This is a genomic window from Candidatus Clostridium radicumherbarum, from assembly GCF_045310525.1.
GTDB classification, from domain to species: domain Bacteria; phylum Bacillota; class Clostridia; order Clostridiales; family Clostridiaceae; genus Clostridium_AT; species Clostridium_AT radicumherbarum.
Genome location: NZ_JBJHZY010000001.1, coordinates 1,099,332 through 1,119,826, shown reverse-complemented (window position 1 = coordinate 1,119,826; position 20,495 = coordinate 1,099,332). Strand labels below are relative to the sequence as shown.

The following is a 20,495-nucleotide window of genomic DNA, read 5'->3' as shown; positions in this document are numbered from 1 at the left end:
TAATCATCCTTTCAAAATAAATTTGTTTATTCTTCCATATCATAAGCAACAATACGGGATATACAGGATTCTCCTCCTTCAAATCTCCATGGATATATACCTATTATTAGTCTCTTTCCAAGCACCTTGTCTATTTCTCCGCCAACATTTTCAGCATGAATAATATCAAGAGGGAAAAGATCATAGTGCATTAATTGATAATCATCTGATGGCCAGAAATCTTCTAAGCCTTTGCCATATTTAGCTTTTAAGAATTTATCTGCTTTAACAGCTTCTTTCGGGCACCATTCACGAATCTTTGTATTCATTGGGTGATCTGCAGAACCGCAGTCAACACCTATCCACTTAAATTCCATTTCCTTGCACCAATTAGCAAATTCCTTTGTTGGTCCAGGATGCCTTAACATAACTCTTTCTTCATCAGCTTCTGGCTCATCCCAAGCATATTTATGATAGCCAGTGTGTATTATTAGAATATCTCCCTTTCTTACATCTGCTCTATCCATTATGTCCTTTGAAGTATAAATGCCATAGTCTTCAGCAATATCAGAAATATCAACTACCACTCCTGGTCCTATTAAATCTGTTAGTGGAATACTAGCTATATCTCTTCCATGTGTACAAAAATGAAGTGATCCGTCTAAATGAGTTCCAACATGATTTGAATGAGTAAGCACTTGACCGTTAGCACCATTTGAAGATAATCTTTTAAAGAATTTAATTTCTAAAGGCTCATAGGTTGGCCAAGGTGGTGTTAAGTGACTGATTTTTTGAGTTAAATCATACATCTTTACATTTTTAAAGGTATCAATAATATTCATTTATAACCCTCCTGTTTTTATCTGGGGTACGTAACAATTATTAATAGTTACGCCTCCTTATTTTTATATTTTATTTATAAATGCCTTTAAGGCATCTTCGAAACATTTCATAGGCGGATGAACTATTCCTGCACCTACCTGACCTACTCCAGCCCTATTGCAGGCAATACCTGTATTTATTACTGGAAGTATTGAAGTTTCTATAACCTTTCGTACATCAATTCCTGTAGGAGTCCCTTTAAAGTTTAAGTTTGGAAGCTTATAAGCATTGTTTTCAGCACAGGTTATTTCATACATGCTGTTAGTATAATTTATAGCATCCTTAGGTGTTCCACCAACAAACTGTACTATTGCTGGAGCTGTTGCCATTGCAAAGCCGCCAATACCTGCTGTTTCTGTAATACAGCTGTCTCCAATATCAGGATTTGCATCCTTTTCATCAAAGCCAGGGAAATACAAGCCTTGAACAATTTCACAAGGTGCAGTAAACCACTCATTTCCGGTTCCGCTTACTCTTATACCAAAATCAGTACCATTTCTGGACATTGTATAGACTAGTGTGCTGTATTTAATATCCATTAGTGGATCTAAGCTGCACTTACAAGCTGGCATTGATATATTTAAGAAGAAGTGATCATTTTTATCTATAAAGGTCAGAACCTCAGCCTTTACATCATCTGAAAAACTAGTTCTTACAATAAAAGGTGCTATTTCTCTAAATACAAGTGAAGTTCCTGCTTTATTTCTGTTATGACCTTCATCGCCCATTTGAAGAATTTGAGCAATTATTGACTTTAAATCTATTTCTCCTCTTAGTTCCACAGCCTCTTTAAGTACAGGTGCAAGAGTTTTTTCCATCCAATTAAGTCTATTTATAACTTCGCTGCTGAAGGCACCAAATCTAAGCACCTTGCCCAAACCTTCATTAAAAGTGCAGTATGCGTAATTTTCAAAGGCTTTGTTTTGTAATTTCCAAACAGGCATAGAATAGGTAACTACTCCAGCCATAGGTCCTACAGTGCTGTGATGATGGCAGGGGTCAAAAATTATTTCTCCTGAAGCAGCTAAGACTCTTGCCTCTTCTTCATTAGAGGCTAACCCCTCGTAAATAAGGCCGCCTACAATTGCCCCTTTTAGCGGCTCGCTCATTCTATCCCAAGTTATTGGAGGTCCTGCATGAAGGATTGTTTTCTTTGTCATGCCTGGTATATCAGTACCTGCTGTGCCTACACCTAAAATAACCGGCTGAGCCTCTAGTAATCTGTTTACTGCTTCTCTATTTGCATTTTCTATTTTCTCTTTTAAGTTTTCCTCTTCAAGCTTTCCTAGTAATTTACTTGCTGCACTTGGCGGTCTCCAATTTACATGAACACAATCTACATGCTGCTCCTTTAAATCCTTGCAAAAGGACTCAAGTCCTAAATTTACAACTTTTAAGTCACTGTTAAATAGCTTGTTAACAAGAGACATGATTTACACCTCCTTTGCCTTTTTATTTAATCTTATTTAAAAGCTTTGCAGTAAGCCTTACTGCCTGAGCATTTGATGGCATTAATATAACACCAGCTTCCTTAAGTTTTTGTGCCTGCTCATTATAGCTTTGAGGGTCCTTTTCTGTTCCGCATATATAACCAATAACAGATAAATATTTTCCCTTCTCTTCCATGCTTTTCTTAGCTTCTATAATCTGTGGCAGCATTTCTCCAGCCGGGTCCATATTAGAACCATAGCCAATAACAAAGTCCATTAGGATTACAGCAACTTCTCCATCCTCAGTTTCCATTGGAAGCCTTTCGACTCTTCCAATAGGGTCTATCATTGGATGAGGTTTACCTAGTGTAAAATCATCATCACCTAAGTCAATACAAGTATGTTCTACGCTTTTATGAATATTTTTTAATTTGAATTCAGGACTAAGTGGTATATTTGAATAAATATTATAGCCTTCCTTACCTAGAAGCTTCATAGCTTCATCAGCCAAAGTACCGCCAGTATATAGTGCTCTAAGGTATTTTTGAGAGCTTTGAAGCTTAGCTGCTTCTTTATTAACTATTTCATTAATTAAAGCTTCCTCAATAGAAAATCCATCAAAATCTTGAGGCGCCTTACCTTTAGATAAACTAACCGCCTTATGTGCAGCGTCTTCTAAACTTATACATGCATATGCACCACTTTTTTCTATTTGATTTCTATCTCCTCCAATAAAATTAACTACTACAGGCTTATCAGTTGCTTTTACCATTTCTAATATTTTCTCTGCTACTTCCTTAGCTGGTGGTTTTGATATTAAAACTATAACTTTAGTTGAAGAATCATCTATTAGGGCTTTAAAGCCTTCAAGCATCATTATTCCTCCAACTTCGCTTTTAAGGTCCCTTCCACCTGTTCCAATAACCTGAGAAACACCTCCACCTAATTTATCAATTATTACTGTAACTTCCTGGGTACCTGTACCAGAAGCACCAACTATTCCAATATCTCCCCTATTAACTACATTAGCAAAGCAGAGAGGAATTCCATTTATAATTGCTGTGCCGCAGTCAGGTCCCATTACTAAAAGACCTTTATCACTTCCAAGTCTTTTAAGTTCAATTTCCTCTTCAACTGTTACGTTATCGCTAAAAAGCATTACATGAAGGTTGTTCTGCAAAGCTTTTCTTGCTTCCTCAGCTGCATACTTTCCTGGAAGAGAAATAACTGCCATATTAGCACCCTTAAGCTGCTTTACAGCTCCCTGCAAGGTTCGAGCCTTTATTTCAGCTTCTCCTTCATCTTTTTTAGAGTTTAAAAGCTCATCTACCTTTTTTACTATTTTTTCTAAAGCATTTTCTTCTTCTGAAGCAGCAGCTATAAAAAAGTCATTAGGTGTAAGCATCTTAATTTCTTCATTTGATAATTTTAAATTAGCACATAACTCCTTATTTAAATCTGTAGCCATACCAACTATAACTTCTTTTACTCCATGCATCTTCTTAATTTCTTTAGTTATTAGCATTAGAGCAACGGAATCATAGTAAGTATTTTTTCGAATCTCAATGCATAGCTTCATTTAACCAAACCCTCCTATATCTTAAATTGGTCATTATTCTGCAACCAGTGTATACACCAAGTGCTGTATCAGTTCCAGATGTTTCTCCAAAACCAATGGTATTAATTAAAGCTTTAATTATTTTTTCTTCTTCTAGATCATGTAATATTGAATGCATTAATTGTCTTACAGCTTCATTAGTCCTCCCAAGACTTGAATGTTTCAGTAATTCTGAGCTTACCTTTGTTGTTTTGTTAAGTCCTCTTTTTATTAATTCCTTATTAAATTCATATATAGGTTCCAAATTTAATTTGTAATAATCACCTAGATATGTAAATGAAATCATCATACCACATATAAAATCATCCATTGATGGTGTAAGGCCTGTACCAAAGCCTATAACTTTTTCCGCTGAATAAGATATATTTTCTATATCAAATGCTGCTGCAATATTCATGAAATTAATAAATCTATTTCTTATAAAGTTAAAATTATTATCAAAATATTCAATAGGAAATTTCATTAAATTTAGTTCTGGCATTTCACCCGCTAAAATATTTATTAGTGGCCCAATGCCATAAAGCTTACCTTTTGTTTTTATTGTGTTTTCTATAAGTATTAAATTATCTAATATATTTTTCTCTGCTACAGCAGAAGGTTTTAGTTCTGCTTCTGAACCCCATAATTTTGCATTTTGCATATCTATATAAATATTTTCCTTAGGATAGATGATACCGTTTACATTTATCTCCACCTTTAACCCTTGCTTAAGCCCTATGCTAATAAAGTTTGTTTCAACTTCATTATCCACAGTTAAGCTCATTGGACCCATATATTTATATTTGCTTAATATTGTGATAAATTTATCATTTATTACTATATTACAGGCATTTTTAAATACGGAATGGATATGTCCTTCTAAGTTCTTTTGCTCTGTAATATAATTCATTAAATCTTTACATATATAAATAGTCCTCAAGCAAACCATTCCTTTATTAAGATTCTATTACTTAAATTCTATGTTTATTTTTCTTTACCTTTGTTGCAATATTCTAAATATTTAATAAATTAATTGTTGATTGTTTACAAGAATCAAGGTAAAATGTGGTATAGAAACCTTTTTAAGGGCACTATTTAATTGTTAATTTTACAGGGGGTATATCATGTTCAGCTATTTAGGAATTTCTGTTGAAAATCTTTTAAATTTAGACATTCTTAAAGGTTCGAAGATTTTGGCAGGTAGGTCAGGTACTTCAAAGAGAATAACAAAGGTAAATGTCATGGAAGTTCCTGATATAATTGAATGGGTAAGTGATGGCGAATTCCTTATTACTACTGCTTATTCAATAAAGGACAATATAAGTGCGCTGCTTGATATAATACCAAAATTAAAAGAAAAAGGCGTAGTAGGCCTTGGTATTAAGGTAGGAAGATATGTTAGTGAGCTGCCCTTAAATATAATAGAATTAGCTGATAAGTTAGAATTTCCTATAATTGAACTTCCTTTTTGTGTTTCTCATACTGATTTAATCTCTGTAATCCTCACTGAAGTTATAAATAATCAAATGAATATGTTAATTAATATAGAAGAATTCAACAGAGAAATAATGGACATTATGACGAAGGGGGGAGGGCTTAAGGAAATAGGTAAAAAGCTTTATGAGAACATCGGCAATTCGCTAGCTATCTATGAAAGTATGCAGGACAGTTCAGAAATTTTCTGTGAAGATGGAACTCATATATGTATTATAGAAAAGATAATTTATAATTATATAAGCTCAAAAAATTCAACTTTCCATGAGGAAGGCGGCAAGAAGTATGACCTAAGCCGAGATAATTTTAATGGTAAATATATAGAACGCAGAACTATACCTATAGTTATAGATAATGTTGACTACGGCTTCATTTTTATATGGCTTGATAATAGAGTTTTGTCACCAATTGATAACATGCTTATTGAATCCTATGTCCATATTATAGCCTTAGAATTTGTCAAAAGATTATCTTTGTATAACATGGAAAGTAATTATAAGCTTGAATTCTTTGATAACCTTTTAAGTAGTAATAAAAGTAATCAAGCAATTGCCTTGGAAAAGGCAAAAAACTTTAATTTCAATAAAGAACTTAAATATGCTTTGATTATAATTTCACTAAAAGATATGTATAAACAAACAAACCAAGTTGAAAATAATATGAATATAATACAAGATAGTATTAACAGCTTGATATTTATTATTAACCGAAAAATAAAACATCAAAATGCAAATATAATTTATGTAGATAAAAGCGATAGAATTATAATATTATTTGGCTGTGAAAATTCAAAAAGTGATACAATAATAAAAAATGAAGTTATGTGTTTTTGTTCGGATATTCTAAAAGAAGCTCAGAAAAGATTTAATAAAAATCAACTTATTATGGGTATAGGCCGTGCTTATAAAGGCGTTTCAGAACTTTATAAAAGTCATGAGCAGGCTAAATTAATCGTAGAAAACTTAAGCAAAACCAAAATTGGCAATATCATACATTATGATGATTTAGGCATCTATCGAATACTTTCTTATGATGGTCTTCAAAATGAACTTATGGAATTTTGCATAGATAATATAAAACCTCTTATTGATTATGACAAGGATAATAAAACAGAATTTATAAAAACCTTAAGAATTTATTTTGAATGTAATGGAAATATGAAAAAAATCTCTGAAAAGATGTACATGCACTATAACACTATTATATATCGATTGCAGAAGATTAGAGAAATAACAGGTGTTAACATTGATGATTCTGATAGCAGACTTAATCTTGAAATTGCCTTAAAAGCAATGGAAGTGCTGAAAATGAATTAATAAATTTTATTAGCACTTATTTATAAATTTTTTTTAATGCTACCTTGTTAAATTATTATTTATGTTGTATAATTTAATTATAAAAATTAATATGATTATCTTCAGGGCAGGGTGACCATATAATGGGATTCCCTACCGGCGGTATAGCCCGCGAGCCTTATGGCAGATTCGGTGTAACTCCGAAGCCGACAGTAAAGTCTGGATGAAAGAAGATGTGTATTAGATTCGATTAGTTCGCCCTGACTTTTTGTCAGGGCTTTTAATTTTCTATAACATTTGTACAAACTCCCTTGAAGATCTTCTAAAGGAGGATATTTATGAAAAATAACAAATTAAACAAGCTTATTAAAATTTCATTACTAGGGTGTATCGCATTTATTCTTATGTATATTGAAATCCCATTACCAATATTCCCAAGCTTCTTAAGAATTGATATTGGAGATCTACCAGCTTTGCTAGGGGCTTTCGCCTTCGGACCAATGGCCGGAGTATTAGTAGAATTAGTAAAAAATATACTTTACGCTATTTTTAAAGGAAATACTGCACTAATAGGCGAATCAGCAAACTTTCTAATTGGATCTGTACTCGTTTTTGTAGCAGGAATAATTTATAAAAAGAAAAAGACTAAAAATGGAGCACTTTTAGGTTTACTTGCAGGTGGAGTTATAATGACTATTGCTGCTTCTATTCTAAATTATTTTGTTCTATTGCCATTATATGAAACAGTTTTAGGCTTTAAGATATCTGCTGTTGTTGGTATGGGAGCTGCAATAAACCATAATGTAAAAGACTTAAACTCCTTTATTATTTGGATTATTGTTCCTTATAATATTCTAAAAGTATTTGTAGTTTCAGTAGTAACCTTAGCTGTATACAAGAGCGTATCTCCTATTTTGCATCAAAAATAAAAATAAGTGTCGCCATGATAAAATACTTAGTCATTATCATGGCGGCACTTTTCTTATTTAATTCCAGTATAAATCCGTATTGCATCCCTTAGAAATACAGCTGTTCCTGGCTGCTCTTTATCATAATAAGCAGTAAATCTTTCATCCTCTACATACATTTGTGCAAGGCCTGCATGTGCTTCCTTACTATAATTGTCCCAATAAAAGCTAAGCCACTGGCGATGTAAGTCTGCTGCCTTTTGTGCAAGTTCTGAAGCTGGATCGCCTGTTTTAAAGGCTTCATTTAAAGTTTCAAGCACATTGTTCCCTAAATTAGTGATTTCATTATATTCTTCCTCTGTCATACCCTTAATTTTTTTATTTGACCTGTTTACAGCTTCATCACCATATTTTTCACGAATTTCCTTACCATATTTTTTTTCATTTTCATCTAGCATATTCTTCTTAAAGCCCTCAAATTTTTCTTTATCTGCCATTTCAATTCTCCCCTTTTTTAATTCAATAGTTTTATCAACATTGGAAATTAATATATCTAGCTGAAGTCTTTTTTCCAGGAGTTTAGCCTTATGTTCTTTAAGTGCTTTTACGCCATCGAAATCAGGTGAGGTAATAATGTCTTTAATGCTCTCTAAGCCAACACCAAGTTCTCTATAAAAAAGAATTTGCTGAAGTCTGTCAACTTCTTCCTGTCCATAAATACGGTAACCTGATGAATTGATTCTTGCCGGCTTAAGAATTCCAATTTCATCATAGTATCTTAAGGTCCGTGTACTTACTCCCGCCATTTTTCCTAGTTTTTGCACTGTATATTCCATTAACATCCTCTCCTGTACTTTGTACTACCCTAAATTATTTTAGTATTTTTGCACTTAATTTCCTTACAAGCTTAATATACACCTTTACGTAACGTTAAAGTCAATAAATATTTTAAAATTTTTTCTAAAATCTATAGCAAAATATATCATTAAATCGTAATATGTAAATATAATGATGTATCAAGGAGGATAATAAATGAAAAATGTGACTATGTTTACATCAAGTACCTGACCCCATTGCTCTACTGCGAAGATGTATCTTCGAGAAAAAGGAATAAATTATGAGGAAAAGAATATAAGTACAGATAAAGCTGCTAGAACCGAGCTTATGAAAAGAGGAATTAGAGGAGTCCCTGCTTTTATTATTGGAGATGAAGTAGTTGTTGGTTTGGATACTGATAAAATAGAGAATTTAATAGATTACGTAGTAATCAACTGTCCAAAATGTCCTACGAGGCTTCGAATCCCTAAAGGTAAGGGAAATATATCTGTTACATGTCCTAATTGTAAAAATGAATTAAAAACTGCGACCTAAAATATAAATCAGTTATGTAATATTTTATTTGATGAAATAAGGAATCTTAAAAACATGATGACGCTGAATGCACTAAGTATACTGAAATTGAGGATAAGTATTTTAAAATTATTTTCCTTAACGATTTCTGCTACTTCTGTTTAATCAGCGTCTAAAAATTACCTCAATTTATTTTTGTCTTCTTCTCATGCCACAAGATTTTGGCTCAGTATAATCAAATCCAAATTGAGAATATAGCTTATCTGCAGGTTTATTTGCAATTAAGCATACATAGGCATATTCATCAGTATTTTGATTTAAATATGAATCGATTTCTTTCATAATTTTTTTGCCAAGGCCTTTACGCTGATACTCTGGATCCACCATAATATCAGAAACAACATAAGTTATTCCATAATCCCCTACAATCCTTCCAAAGGCTATGAGTTTATCCTTGTCCCACAAAGAAACTATAAACAAGGAATTCTTCAATGCTATTTCAGTTTTTGATAAATCTTTAGTTCCCATTCCTGTTTTAAGCCTTAAAGAAATATATTCCTTTGCCGAAGGAGCATTATATCTTACTTCCATATCTTCTGACCTCCTAGTACGTAAATCATATGTAAATAGTTCATTTATTAATTATAGATTATCCTAATGCCTCTTTGTTTAAAGATTTATTTTCAAACATTAACCATATACAGAATATAATTTCATATATTATCATAACTATTGAAACTATAACAGCATTGAACACAATTCCAATAATAAAAATTGTAAAAGATATTAGTATAGACATTACTGTATATGCTTTTGATTTATATAACCATCCAAAGGGCATTAAATGTGCTCCGAAAATAATTGCTAAAACCATTACCATTTTATCTGGCACCGTTGGATATACCCACATGGCAATTAGTATATATAGGAGTTGATTATAAGAAAATAAAAGTCCTAATTTACTTAAAGGATTATCTTTCGTTGAAAATTCTGCTTTTATTATCTTTGAAATCATATATGCAAATGGTACAAGTGGTGTAGTAAAACAGAATGTTAATAAATTTTTCGTTATAGTATTTTCTTGAGGTAGCAACCACACAACCAGAACAGCACACCATATAAATACGGAGGCAATAATAAATGAAAGTCCTTTTTTTCCTCTTTTTGCAATATCAGTTCTTAATTCATCTAAACTCATATATTCCCCCCCTGTAATACCTCATCAAAAAAATTATAGAAAATCAAATAATCACAAAATAATTGATTAATAAAATTGAATTAATCATACTTACCACAATTTACATATCTTCATATATTGGTTCCCCCTCAATAAAAACGGAGTCAAGTCCAAGTTCTTCAAAGTAGCTGCACATCTTTTGGCACGCAAACTTCTCGGTTGAGTAGTGAGTCCCCCCTAAAACATTAATAGAACTTTTTTCTTCAATATTATGAATTTCAGAATTATTATTTGCAGTAATACCAGTTATAAGTACATGAACTCTATTTTCAATCATTTCAGTAATTGTATCCTGATTATTGCCACCACCAGCTACAATTGCTATTCTTCCATCTTTTATTTTTGCATTTCCATATAAATAAAGGCTTGTACTGTGACCTAGTACCTCTGAAAACTTATTTTGTAATTCTTCCATAGTTTTGCACTTGGTTTTTCCTATTATACCACATAAAGCACCACGATACTTTGCAAATGGCTTTTCAATTTCTATACCTAGGGCGTTAGCTAAAGTTACACTAGTTGAATACTGGCTGAAATTATCCAATGGAACGTGCAAGTTATATATGGCTATTCTATTTTCTTTGAATTTTTCTAATAAAGCATTTTTCATCTGATAGAAAGAATTGGGTGCTCTCCTACTATCCCAAATAGATGGGTGGTGCACAAATAACATGGAATTTGTTGTTCCTTCATCTATAATTTTTTGCATAATTTCTTCAGTTGGAAATACAGCAGTGTAAACTTTATTGATTTCCATAGCAAAATCACATACTAATCCCATACTTCTTTCTTTAAAATTTAAGCAAAGATATTCATCTACTTTACTCATGTATCTAGCCCAATCATCCTGCAAGTTTTTAAAAATAAAATCACTTTCTAATTGGTTATATAATTCAATAGTTTTCATCCATAGCCCCCAAAAATATTAATATTTCTTATTTATGAAATTTACTAATCTTTTATCTTATGATATCCATATGTTAATTATATCATTTACTTGTATATAATGTATATTTTAAATATTTCAACTAACTCTTGTTTACATTTTAATGGTAGAATTGTCTTATTAATATAAAGGCGTAATAAATTCGCAGAAAGGAGGGAAAAATGGATACCCAGCTGCTGCTAGAATTGTATAAAAAGCAATCAAAAATCATAATGGGATATTTAATAAAAAACGGATGTACCAAGGAAGAAGCTGAAGATATAGTACAAGACAGCTTTATTAAAGCAATTAAATACATGGATGGTGTATCTAAAGAAAAGCTTCCCTCCTGGTTATTTAAAGTATCTTTAAATGAATTTAAAAGCTTGATGAAGAAACGGAAAAAGCTTTATCAAATAAGTATTGATGAAGAAAGTTTCACTAATAAGTTTTCAGTAGAAGGCGACTTAACTGAAGATTTATTAGTAGCTGAACGTAATAATGAGGTAAAAAACTGTCTTAACAAGTTAAAAGATGGATATAAAGACTTGCTAATTTTAAAATATGATATGGAGCTTTCCTATAAGGAAATAGCATTATTACTAGGTATAAAAGAGTCAGTAGTTAAAACTTATCTCTATAGAGCAAGAAAGGAATTTGAAAGGATGTGGTTAAATAATGGATAACAATTTAGACGATTTATTTAATGAAGATAAATTAAAGAAAGCAATAAGAAATGGTAAGCTAATGTCCACAATAAGGACCATAACTATATCTTTGGTGGTAACAATTCTAGTTATTGCAATTGGATCTTATCTCAATACAAAAATTAGCTTAAAATTAAGCGAACAAGCTTTTAAGCAAAACGAGGATTGGGTAAAACTCACTGTGCCTAATGGTTATATTAGTGAATCTAAAGATACGCTTGGATTTTTAGGAGGAAAAGGCACCTACAAAGTATCTAAAGTTATCGGAAATAAACCTGTATTAATACAAGAGAATGAATCAGTTTTTAGCTATTTTCAAAACAATAAATTATTGTCTTTTTTAGGCCTTAGTTCAAATTACCCTGTTACAAGATATCAAGGAGGATATAACGGTAATGAAGTGGGACCATGGCCTGAAAGTTATACTCAAACAGGGTACAGAAGAATGATGTTCTTTCATCCTGAAATTAATTATAAAGGCTATAAAAATGACTTAAGTGAATTAGATAAAATTTCCGATGATAAAATAATTGAACTTGCTATATCCTTTGATAAACCATACAAACAGGTTGACGCTCAGTTCTTACTTGGTAAAATAGTGCCAACTTGGTACTGGTTAGATGCTTATACAAAGGAAGACATGAACATGTTCAAAAAGGATGCAGACATGTATGCTGGTGCAGGCGCTTATATAGATGAATTCAATGCTCTAGGAGTAAATGTAAAACCTATGTATTTTGATACATCCTATAATGAATTGCTATCTATTTTACAAAATCCTAAACTCGTAAAATATAACGCAATATATAATGAAATGATGGCAAAAGGCTATAAAACCTATAGTGACGTATCAATATTGGGATGCATAGTTTACGGTACAAAGTCTCAATTAAAGGAACTAATAGGAAACCCTCATATAAAAGCTTCTTCTTTTGGAGTAATTACAACTATTTATTAATTAAAGAAGCGCCGCCCATTTTCTTTTTGGAAAGCGCTTCTTTTTAAAAATCTTTTATTTTAAAATAAGTATAGGTATTACATAGTTATTAATACCAAAACCTTCTATTTTCAGTTCTCTATGCTATTTAATAAACCCAAAAGGATATTCAGGTTTTAATAGATCAAGTAGAATTAATTCCTGCTCAGGTATTCTAGCTACAAAATTTCTCTGGCCATCATTAGGCATATCTTTTGTGGCAATTTCAAGCTCACCGCGATAATGAGATAAATTATCGTTAACTATTACTACGTCGCCTTTATGGAAAAATTCACTGTCATGTTTACGGTATGGAATGTTTTTATTTTTATAATTTAGTCTCGGCATGCTGCTGCGGACCATATAGTCTGAAGCGTCACCTCTGCCGTAATGTGGATAATTATATATGATATTTTTCTCATCCTCTGTAATATTAGCATCAAGCTCAAGCTTAAAGGTGGTTTTTGTTTGATCAATTTCAGATATTGCTTTTAGCTCCTCCTCTGTAGCGTAGGCATTTCCAATTAAAACATCATCAATTTTATTAGTTGCAAGAAGATGTCTTACTTGTAAATCTATTGGCATGCCTCTGTGGATTTCACAGGTTGGAAGTCCTTCATAAACAGGCCAAGGTCCAAAGGTATTTTCATTATTGCTGGAAACAAATGCAGCCATAGTAAGGCCTAAAGCTTTATATTTATTAGTAAATTCCATAAATTTATTCCATCCAAGTGCCGTATATTTCTGCGGATAGAAATTATGGCAGACTACCATATTATGCGTATTTGCTCCTCTTTCAATCATTAGATCCAAAGCTGTATTTTGACTTCCATTAAACTCAATAGGAATGCCATAGGAGTTATGGGTTATTGCTATGTCTTCCATGTCACTAAAATGTCCATCAAGACGAATAATATCCACCTTCATATCATGAAATGGCTTTAAATTAAGGGGGGTGGCTCCTAGATGTGCAAACACATCTGGATTTGTATCTACCCCAACAATAAAGCCAAGCTTATGTGCTTCTTCCATAAATCTTGTGAATTTATCCATAATAATTTCTTTTGGTTCATTTACTGATAATAAACAAGTAAAAATTCTAGTAAAGCCATATTTTGCAGCCAGTTTCATATAAGTATAATCTTTTTCTTCTGTAGAATGCTCTGGATAAACAGATATTCCCATTCTATGCATTTTAATATTCCTCCCTTTGATTTTAATTTTTATTAATAGTAATCTTTTTTTTATTATATTACTTCTAATTTTACCTCTATCATAATTCTATCTATATTTAATATTATAGCTCCTCATTAACAATTTTTACTAGATTTTCAACTAGCTTAGAGTCAACTACATCATAGCAAAATTCATCCTTGCCATAGGCATAGGTAACGTGATTTTTAGTTGTAGTTTTATCCATGAGCCAGGCTTTGCAGGAGCTGTGAATTTGGGTAATACCCGTATATTTCATAAGCTCTATGGCATTTCCAGCATTAACTCCGCTGCCAGCAAGAATTTGAATTTTATGTCCATATTTTTCCTGAAGCGCTTTCAATAGGTCTTTTCCCTCTACAGCCTTTGCTTCTAAGCCGCTTGTTAAAATACGGTCTATACCTAGTTTAATTAAAGTGTCCACAGCTTCAAAGGCATCACTGACACAATCAAAGGCCCTGTGGAATACTGATTCTTTTTCTGATCCATAGGATTTAATTAATTTAACTACTTCTTCTGTTTGCATAACATTAATATTGCCTTCATCATCTAAGCAGCCAAAGGCAATGCCATCTGCGCCATTTTCCATTAAGAGCTTTACATCTAATAATAATGTTTCATAGTCTTCCTTCTCATAACAAAACCCTGCAGCTCTTGGCCTTGCCATGCAAACAACCTTTAAATTAGTATTTTTTTTAGTTAAAATTAGTTCTGCAATACTTGGAGTTAATCCTCCCAAATATAGTGCACTATTTAATTCTACTCTTTCTGCTTTTCCTTTATAAGCCTGTAGACAATCATAATAGCTTCCACAGCACACTTCTACTATTTTATTCATAACTTTCACCACCTAGCTTTAGAAAACTTAAAGCATATATTTTAGCATTCATCACAATATCTTTAATGTCCATCCATTCGTTTGGATTGTGCCCAATACCCTTTTGCCCTGGAAAGCTTGGTCCAAATGGAACTATATTAGGCATTAATTTTGCATAAGTACCGCCAGTTGTAGTTACAGGTGTACCATCAAAGCCAGTTATTTCTTCATAGGCTTCTTTAAGCTTTCGTACTAAAAAACAGTCTTTTTCAAACTTTACAGGATCATAATTACTAACTACCTCTAAGGATAGAGTATCTGGCATTTTTGATCTAATTTGAGATGTAATTTTTGAAAGAGTTACTCCTGCAGGGTAGCTTAAGGTAAAGTCAAATACACTTTTATTTTCTTCCAGCCTTAAACTATAGCCTCTCATCTGCATTTTCCCGAATTCCTCATCAGAGAAATCAATTCCTAACCTGTCTCCATTATCCTTACTTTGAAGAAAATACTTAGTTACAAAGCTAAAAAAATCCTTCAAGTCTATTTCATTTGCACATATTTTAAATTTTGCTCTGCCTCTTTCTCCATAAACCACAGGATATTTGCAGTCCGGAGTCCATCCCATAATTGGCGGCTTTTCCTTACTCAAATAATACTCAATATCTTTCATTCCCGTTTCTTCATTAGTTCCAAATATTATACGAATAGGTTTGTTAAATTTAATACCGCTTACTTTGCAGGCATATAGTGCATATAGGCAGGACATAATTGGTCCTTTATTATCTAAAATACCTCTTGAATAAATTCTCCCATCCTTATTATAGCCGCTATAAGGAGGTTCAAGCCACCCTTCACCAGCAGCAACTACATCTAAATGGCCTATTACACCAATGTAATCACTGCCTTCTCCAAGCTGCGCATAGCCAGCATATCCATCTATATTCTTTGTTTCAAAGCCAAGTTTAGATGCTATTTCAAGTGCCTTAAGCAAACAATCATTAACACCCCTGCCAAAAGGCATTCCTTCTTCTATCTCACCTTCTTCACTGTTAATTTTAACTACTTCCAGAATGTCAGAAATCATTTGTTCCTTTAGCTCATCTATTTTTCCTAATATTTTAGCCTTCATTAATTATCACCTTCTAACTATGGGTGCAGTTCTTGTACTCATATAGTTATCAAGCCATTCCTTACTTGCTGCTTCATGAATACATTTCCCATCTACATTCTTTGTTAAATACACAATTGGTTCCTCATTTTCAGTAGTTACTGCAAAGGAAAAGCCTTCAATATTGGTGGCAACTCCCCATTCACCTTTATTGTTCATGGCAATTAAGGATAAATCTCCAGCCTTTCCTCTTCTTTCTTTAAGCTCTGAATCAAGCCTCGTTACGGCAATTTCACAAGCCTCTTGAGGATGATGACCTTCTTTCATCAATCTTACTATTTCATAAGAAATACAGCCTTTCATTAAATCTTCTCCAAGGCCAGTGGCACTAGCTCCTCCTACCTTAGAATCTACATAAAAGCCAGAACCGCAAATTGGAGAATCCCCAACTCTTCCCTTCTTCTTCATAAATAAACCGCTTGTTGAGGTACCAGCAGTCATATTGCCATGCTCATCTAAACATACCATACCTACAGTGTCATGTCCGCTGTAAGGCTTGATTTCCTGTTCCTTTACTTCTTTAACACGATTATAATAAAATATCTTAGCACGCTCTGTTAACATATTTTTTCGTTCAAAGCCTTCTTTATGAGCAAACTTCTCTGCTCCTTCCGCTACTAATAAATTATTTACTTTTTCCTCGCTTAATCGTCTTGCTATGCTGATCGGATTAGCAAAATCCTTAATTGCAGCAACTGCACCAATATCAAAAGTAGTGCCATCCATATATGCAGCATCTAATTCTACTTCCATATCCTCATTAGGCAGGCCGCCATAGCCTACCGATTTATAGTATTCAAAGTTTTCAACTTCTTTAATAGCGGCTTCAATTGCATCTCCTGCACATCCTCTATTCTTTAAGATCTCTCTTCCCATTGTAATACCTTCAACAGCCATACGCCAAGTTGCAATCATTCCGTACATATTATTTTACTCCTTTATTCTGTAATAATATTAAAACAAGCATAAAATATAATTAAAAAACCACTAAATTAATTAGTGGTTTTTAAATTTAAAAACAAATACTGCCAGTTAAAGCTGTAACGTCTTCCTTGTTAACTAAAGCCTTTGCTAGCTTACACATATTTCTCAAGGAATCATTAAGCCCTATACCACCTTTTTTAGGAGTAACTACAATATTTACTTTATCTTTATAATTAGCAATTGTCTCCTCATTTTCAACAGACATAGCTGCAAAAGCTGGAACATTAGTTGACTTATTAATATCATAAGCAACTCTTGCTGCCATACTGGCATAATCTTTATAGTTCAAGGCAGGTCCACACATTACTACATCTGGCTGAACTTTATTTACCATAGCGCAAAGCTTTCTGGAAACCTCCTCAGGATCAGCTAAATAAGTACCATTGCCACAATAAAGACAAGCAATTACCTTACCGTCAATCTCCTTTAAAAATGGTTCCATCATGATTGCTGGTCCTATAGCCTCTCTTTTAGCACCTAAGGGTACCATTTTATCATCCTTAGTACCTGCACCAGCTTGAATTTGATCGTAAATCATCATGATTTTAATTGGCATTCAATCATCTCCTATAAGTCATCAAAGGATAAGCCTTCAAGAGAATCATCGTCCTCTTCTATTGCTTTAGCTTCCTCAATTAAGTATTGTTTGTCCATGATCTTTATAAATGGCATATAAATAATTACACCTAAAATTAGTAATAGAGCTTGAAGCACTGCACCTACCCAATTTGTAGCTAAAAATCCAGAAATAATAATTGGAGTTGTCCATGGGATATTAACACCATTACAAATTGGAACTAATTTTAAGGCCATTGCAAAATATGAAATAACAATGTTAAGGGTTGGAACTAACATAAATGGGATTAACATAGTTGGGTTTAATACTATTGGAAGTCCAAATACTATTGGTTCGTTTATTCCAAAGATGCCTGGTACTAAAGCTAATTTTCCAAGTTCTTTAATACGTTTTGATTTACAGAATGCAAGCATAGCTATTAATAGTGATAATGTAGATCCGCAACCTCCAAAGGTTGCAAATAAGTCTTGGAATTGCTGAGATATAATATGTCCCTGTCCAACTCCAGTTTTGAAGAACTCTAAGTTTTCAGCAGTTAAGGTTTGAAGAATTGGGTTAAATACAGCACCTACTACAGAACCACCGTTTACTCCAAAGAACCAGAATAGGTGTAAGAAGATGTATGCAATAACCATAGCACCTAAGGTATCACCTAGGTTCATAAGAGGCAGCTGCAGGAACTTAAATACAATTGTGAAAACATCAGTATTAAAGAAACCAAAGAATAAATTTATAACAAAGAATACAGATATAACAAGTCCAGCAGGAATTAAAGCTGCGAAGGATTGAACAACAGTTGGAGGAACACCAGCAGGCATTCTAATTATCCATCCTTTACGTTCAGCAAAAGCATAAATGTGTACAGCTAAGAAAGCACAAATAATACCAATAAATATACCTTTCGCACCAACCCAGCCAAGTGGAAGTCCACCACCTAAGAAAACCTGAACTGGGTCTTTGATGCCATTAACATGTGCTTTTCCAGTTACACCATAAGGCATAATTAAGAACCATGACATAATAGATACTGCTGCTCCGAAAATAGGATTAGTTTTCATTTGTTTAGCAAAGGAATATCCTATACCAAGTACAGCAAAAATTGCCATAATCGAAAATGTTGCGTCAGCAGGCTTTCCAAAATAAGCTGCTAAGGTAGATCCGTTTACTTGTACAGACTCTAGCCAATTAGTCCATGCTGGAATTGGGAAGTTTGCTATTAATAGAAATAATGAACCTACAATTAATAATGGCGTGGATATTAAGAATCCATCACGTATAGATATTAAATATTTGTTTTTACCAATTGCTTCAGCTATTGGCATTAAAACTTTTTCTAACCATTTTATCATGTTTTTTCCCCCTCTTTTATTTGTCTATAATTAAGTAATCATAATACCTATGTAGTAAAATAATCACTTATTATCCCATGCAAAACTATTTACTTTCGCTTGAAGCTTTAATTAGCTTAATTGCACTTTTTAAAACCTTTTTAGCATTCATCATACCATAATCAGTTGGGTCGATAACAGCAATGGGAATACCAGATGGTCCAAAATCGTTTACAGTTTTTTCATATAAATATTTAACCTGCGGTCCTAATAAAATGCAATCTGGATGATGCTTTTTAATAATTTCATCTAACTCATTATGAGGATAAGCCTTTACTTCAATTGGCAAAGAGTTTTCATCAGCTGCAGCTTGCATTTTACTTGCTAATATACTTGTAGACATTCCTGCACTGCAAAACAAATAAATTTTCTTCATTTTTCTTCCTCCTTTCAGTGGTCGCACTGAGTAGTTTAAGACCACTCGCTCCCGCTCGCAATCTACTCGTTAAAGTCCATTTAGGACTTTAACCTCCTTCCTATAATTTTTATGTTTTATTATAAATATACTTAACTTTATAATTAACCTTTATTCTCTAAAGCACAAATGCGGTCATAGGTTTCAATTAATTCATTTGCTAGAATCTTACAGGTTTCAACTGACATTAATTGATCCTCTGCATGAAGCAATAATAAATTTGGACTAACCTTTTCATTTCCTGCTTCCTTCTGAATTAATTCAGTATGAACATTATGTCCTTGAGCGAAATATTCATCACCTTTATCAATACAAGCCTTTGCTTTTGTAAAATCACCTTTCCTAGCTTCTTTAATGGCTTCAATAAAGCTGCTTTTTGCCATACCTGCTGAGGAAATAATTTGAAAACATGCTAGCTCTAAACCCTCCATCGCTGTCCCTCCTTTTTGATACTTATAGTATATAACTTTAAAATAGCAATTTACTTTAAGCCTTCTTCCTACTTCTAGGAAAACTACCACTACTATTCATTTTTGCAAGCTGCTATTATTTTTCCAAAACACTAATTACTTTGGTACTTGCAATTAAATCATGAATAGCCCTATGATCCTTTCTAATTAAAACTAACAATCCTGATATAATACTAATAGCTATACCTACATAATTAAGAGGAGTAATTAAATTCACATTGCATATAAAGGATAATATTTGATGAAACAAATTGCTTGGGAAAATCAAAGCTCCTTCTACTAAAAAAATACCAATAATTTGTCTTAAAAATAATTGTTTAAAGCTTACATCTTGGCAATTCTTTTTAACAATTTTAAAATGACACCAGTGTTTTCCTAAGGTTTGTCCCTTCCAAATAAGTAATGGCACAATGAGGTAATAAAAAAATCCAAACAATAATCCTAGAGCTCCTGCCATAAGGGCATATTGCTTTGGATATTGAAATAAATTAGTATTTAAGTCCTGTGTATTTGTTGCTTTCATATAAATCATAACCATGGGTAAGGAAGTAAATATACTTCCTAAATACCAATCCACCATGTAAGCTACAAAGCGCTTCCAAATCGGTAAATCCCCTGAAGCTGGAACATTGTTCTCATTAAAAGATTTTCTTCCTTTTTTCATACCTTCACCTTCTAGAT

21 protein-coding genes, 1 pseudogene and 1 riboswitch are annotated in these 20,495 nt (G+C 32.8%); of the genes and pseudogenes, 5 read left to right on the top strand and 17 right to left on the bottom strand.

Features of this window, described 5'->3' with window-relative positions:
* Positions 1-26: 26 nt before the first annotated feature.
* The 4 genes from ACJDUH_RS05385 to ACJDUH_RS05370 form a co-directional block, all read right to left on the bottom strand.
* The gene (locus tag ACJDUH_RS05385) at positions 27-821 is read right to left on the bottom strand and encodes a cyclase family protein (RefSeq protein ID WP_406764130.1); all 795 of its coding nucleotides are present in this window, start codon (positions 819-821) and stop codon (positions 27-29) included.
* A 63-nt stretch (positions 822-884) separates the two neighbouring features.
* On the bottom strand, positions 885-2,291 hold the full coding sequence (locus ACJDUH_RS05380; protein ID WP_406764129.1) for a YlbE family protein: 1,407 nt from the start codon (positions 2,289-2,291) through the stop codon (positions 885-887).
* 22 nt (positions 2,292-2,313) lie between these two features.
* Complete coding sequence (fdrA, locus tag ACJDUH_RS05375; RefSeq protein WP_406764128.1) at positions 2,314-3,870, bottom strand: acyl-CoA synthetase FdrA; 1,557 nt, start codon at positions 3,868-3,870, stop codon at positions 2,314-2,316.
* Positions 3,854-4,798, bottom strand: coding sequence for an oxamate carbamoyltransferase subunit AllH family protein (locus ACJDUH_RS05370; RefSeq protein ID WP_406764127.1), 945 nt, complete (start codon positions 4,796-4,798; stop codon positions 3,854-3,856). The genes fdrA and ACJDUH_RS05370 overlap by 17 nt, the downstream gene beginning before the upstream one ends.
* Before the next feature lie 214 nt (positions 4,799-5,012).
* On the opposite strand from ACJDUH_RS05370, the gene ACJDUH_RS05365 reads away from it, so the two are divergent.
* Positions 5,013-6,698, top strand: a complete 1,686-nt coding sequence (locus tag ACJDUH_RS05365) for a PucR family transcriptional regulator (RefSeq protein ID WP_406764126.1) — start codon at positions 5,013-5,015, stop codon at positions 6,696-6,698.
* Between the two features lie 93 nt (positions 6,699-6,791).
* A riboswitch (FMN riboswitch) is annotated at positions 6,792-6,916 on the top strand.
* A gap of 99 nt (positions 6,917-7,015) precedes the next feature.
* Complete coding sequence (locus ACJDUH_RS05360) at positions 7,016-7,606, top strand: ECF transporter S component (protein ID WP_406764125.1); 591 nt, start codon at positions 7,016-7,018, stop codon at positions 7,604-7,606.
* A 53-nt stretch (positions 7,607-7,659) separates the two neighbouring features.
* On the opposite strand, the gene ACJDUH_RS05355 is transcribed toward ACJDUH_RS05360, so the two are convergent.
* The gene (locus ACJDUH_RS05355; protein ID WP_406764124.1) at positions 7,660-8,421 is read right to left on the bottom strand and encodes a MerR family transcriptional regulator; all 762 of its coding nucleotides are present in this window, start codon (positions 8,419-8,421) and stop codon (positions 7,660-7,662) included.
* Between the two features lie 244 nt (positions 8,422-8,665).
* Here ACJDUH_RS05355 and ACJDUH_RS05350 point away from each other — a divergent pair.
* Positions 8,666-8,956: pseudogene (locus tag ACJDUH_RS05350) on the top strand (glutaredoxin family protein); the annotation flags it as partial.
* Between the two features lie 168 nt (positions 8,957-9,124).
* Here the strand turns inward: ACJDUH_RS05350 and ACJDUH_RS05345 are convergent.
* The 3 genes from ACJDUH_RS05345 to ACJDUH_RS05335 form a co-directional block, all read right to left on the bottom strand.
* Positions 9,125-9,526, bottom strand: coding sequence for a GNAT family N-acetyltransferase (locus ACJDUH_RS05345; RefSeq protein ID WP_406764123.1), 402 nt, complete (start codon positions 9,524-9,526; stop codon positions 9,125-9,127).
* A 58-nt stretch (positions 9,527-9,584) separates the two neighbouring features.
* Positions 9,585-10,133, bottom strand: a complete 549-nt coding sequence (locus ACJDUH_RS05340) for a DUF7010 family protein (RefSeq protein ID WP_406764122.1) — start codon at positions 10,131-10,133, stop codon at positions 9,585-9,587.
* Between the two features lie 100 nt (positions 10,134-10,233).
* A complete protein-coding gene (locus tag ACJDUH_RS05335) occupies positions 10,234-11,079 on the bottom strand; it encodes a Nif3-like dinuclear metal center hexameric protein (protein ID WP_406764121.1) in 846 nt (281 codons plus the stop codon).
* A gap of 200 nt (positions 11,080-11,279) precedes the next feature.
* Here ACJDUH_RS05335 and ACJDUH_RS05330 point away from each other — a divergent pair, with 200 nt between their 5' ends.
* The gene (locus tag ACJDUH_RS05330; RefSeq protein ID WP_406764120.1) at positions 11,280-11,783 is read left to right on the top strand and encodes an RNA polymerase sigma factor; all 504 of its coding nucleotides are present in this window, start codon (positions 11,280-11,282) and stop codon (positions 11,781-11,783) included.
* Positions 11,776-12,762 carry an anti sigma factor C-terminal domain-containing protein gene (locus tag ACJDUH_RS05325; RefSeq protein ID WP_406764119.1) on the top strand — a complete coding sequence of 329 codons (987 nt, stop codon included), beginning with the start codon at positions 11,776-11,778 and terminating at the stop codon, positions 12,760-12,762. Before ACJDUH_RS05330 ends, ACJDUH_RS05325 begins: the two co-directional genes overlap by 8 nt.
* Positions 12,763-12,885: 123 nt before the next feature.
* Here the strand turns inward: ACJDUH_RS05325 and ACJDUH_RS05320 are convergent, their stop codons facing one another.
* From ACJDUH_RS05320 to ACJDUH_RS05280, 9 genes are all read right to left on the bottom strand, one after another.
* Complete coding sequence (locus tag ACJDUH_RS05320; RefSeq protein ID WP_406764118.1) at positions 12,886-13,974, bottom strand: DUF871 domain-containing protein; 1,089 nt, start codon at positions 13,972-13,974, stop codon at positions 12,886-12,888.
* Positions 13,975-14,077: 103 nt separating this feature from the next.
* Complete coding sequence (locus ACJDUH_RS05315) at positions 14,078-14,830, bottom strand: copper homeostasis protein CutC (RefSeq protein WP_406764117.1); 753 nt, start codon at positions 14,828-14,830, stop codon at positions 14,078-14,080.
* Positions 14,823-15,941 carry a Sapep family Mn(2+)-dependent dipeptidase gene (locus ACJDUH_RS05310; protein ID WP_406764116.1) on the bottom strand — a complete coding sequence of 373 codons (1,119 nt, stop codon included), beginning with the start codon at positions 15,939-15,941 and terminating at the stop codon, positions 14,823-14,825. Before ACJDUH_RS05310 ends, ACJDUH_RS05315 begins: the two co-directional genes overlap by 8 nt.
* 6 nt (positions 15,942-15,947) lie before the next feature.
* The gene (locus ACJDUH_RS05305; RefSeq protein WP_406764115.1) at positions 15,948-16,904 is read right to left on the bottom strand and encodes a glycosylasparaginase; all 957 of its coding nucleotides are present in this window, start codon (positions 16,902-16,904) and stop codon (positions 15,948-15,950) included.
* 88 nt (positions 16,905-16,992) lie between these two features.
* Positions 16,993-17,520: a GrdB-related putative oxidoreductase gene (locus tag ACJDUH_RS05300; protein WP_406764114.1), complete on the bottom strand. Its 528-nt coding sequence runs from the start codon at positions 17,518-17,520 to the stop codon at positions 16,993-16,995.
* Positions 17,521-17,531: 11 nt separating this feature from the next.
* Positions 17,532-18,890, bottom strand: a complete 1,359-nt coding sequence (locus tag ACJDUH_RS05295) for a PTS sugar transporter subunit IIC (RefSeq protein ID WP_406764113.1) — start codon at positions 18,888-18,890, stop codon at positions 17,532-17,534.
* An 85-nt stretch (positions 18,891-18,975) separates the two neighbouring features.
* Positions 18,976-19,305 (bottom strand): PTS sugar transporter subunit IIB, encoded by a 330-nt coding sequence (locus ACJDUH_RS05290; RefSeq protein ID WP_406764112.1) that lies wholly within the window; start codon positions 19,303-19,305, stop codon positions 18,976-18,978.
* 143 nt (positions 19,306-19,448) lie between these two features.
* On the bottom strand, positions 19,449-19,775 hold the full coding sequence (locus tag ACJDUH_RS05285; RefSeq protein WP_406764111.1) for a PTS sugar transporter subunit IIA: 327 nt from the start codon (positions 19,773-19,775) through the stop codon (positions 19,449-19,451).
* 115 nt (positions 19,776-19,890) lie between these two features.
* Positions 19,891-20,478, bottom strand: coding sequence for an RDD family protein (locus tag ACJDUH_RS05280; RefSeq protein ID WP_406764110.1), 588 nt, complete (start codon positions 20,476-20,478; stop codon positions 19,891-19,893).
* Positions 20,479-20,495: the final 17 nt, after the last annotated feature.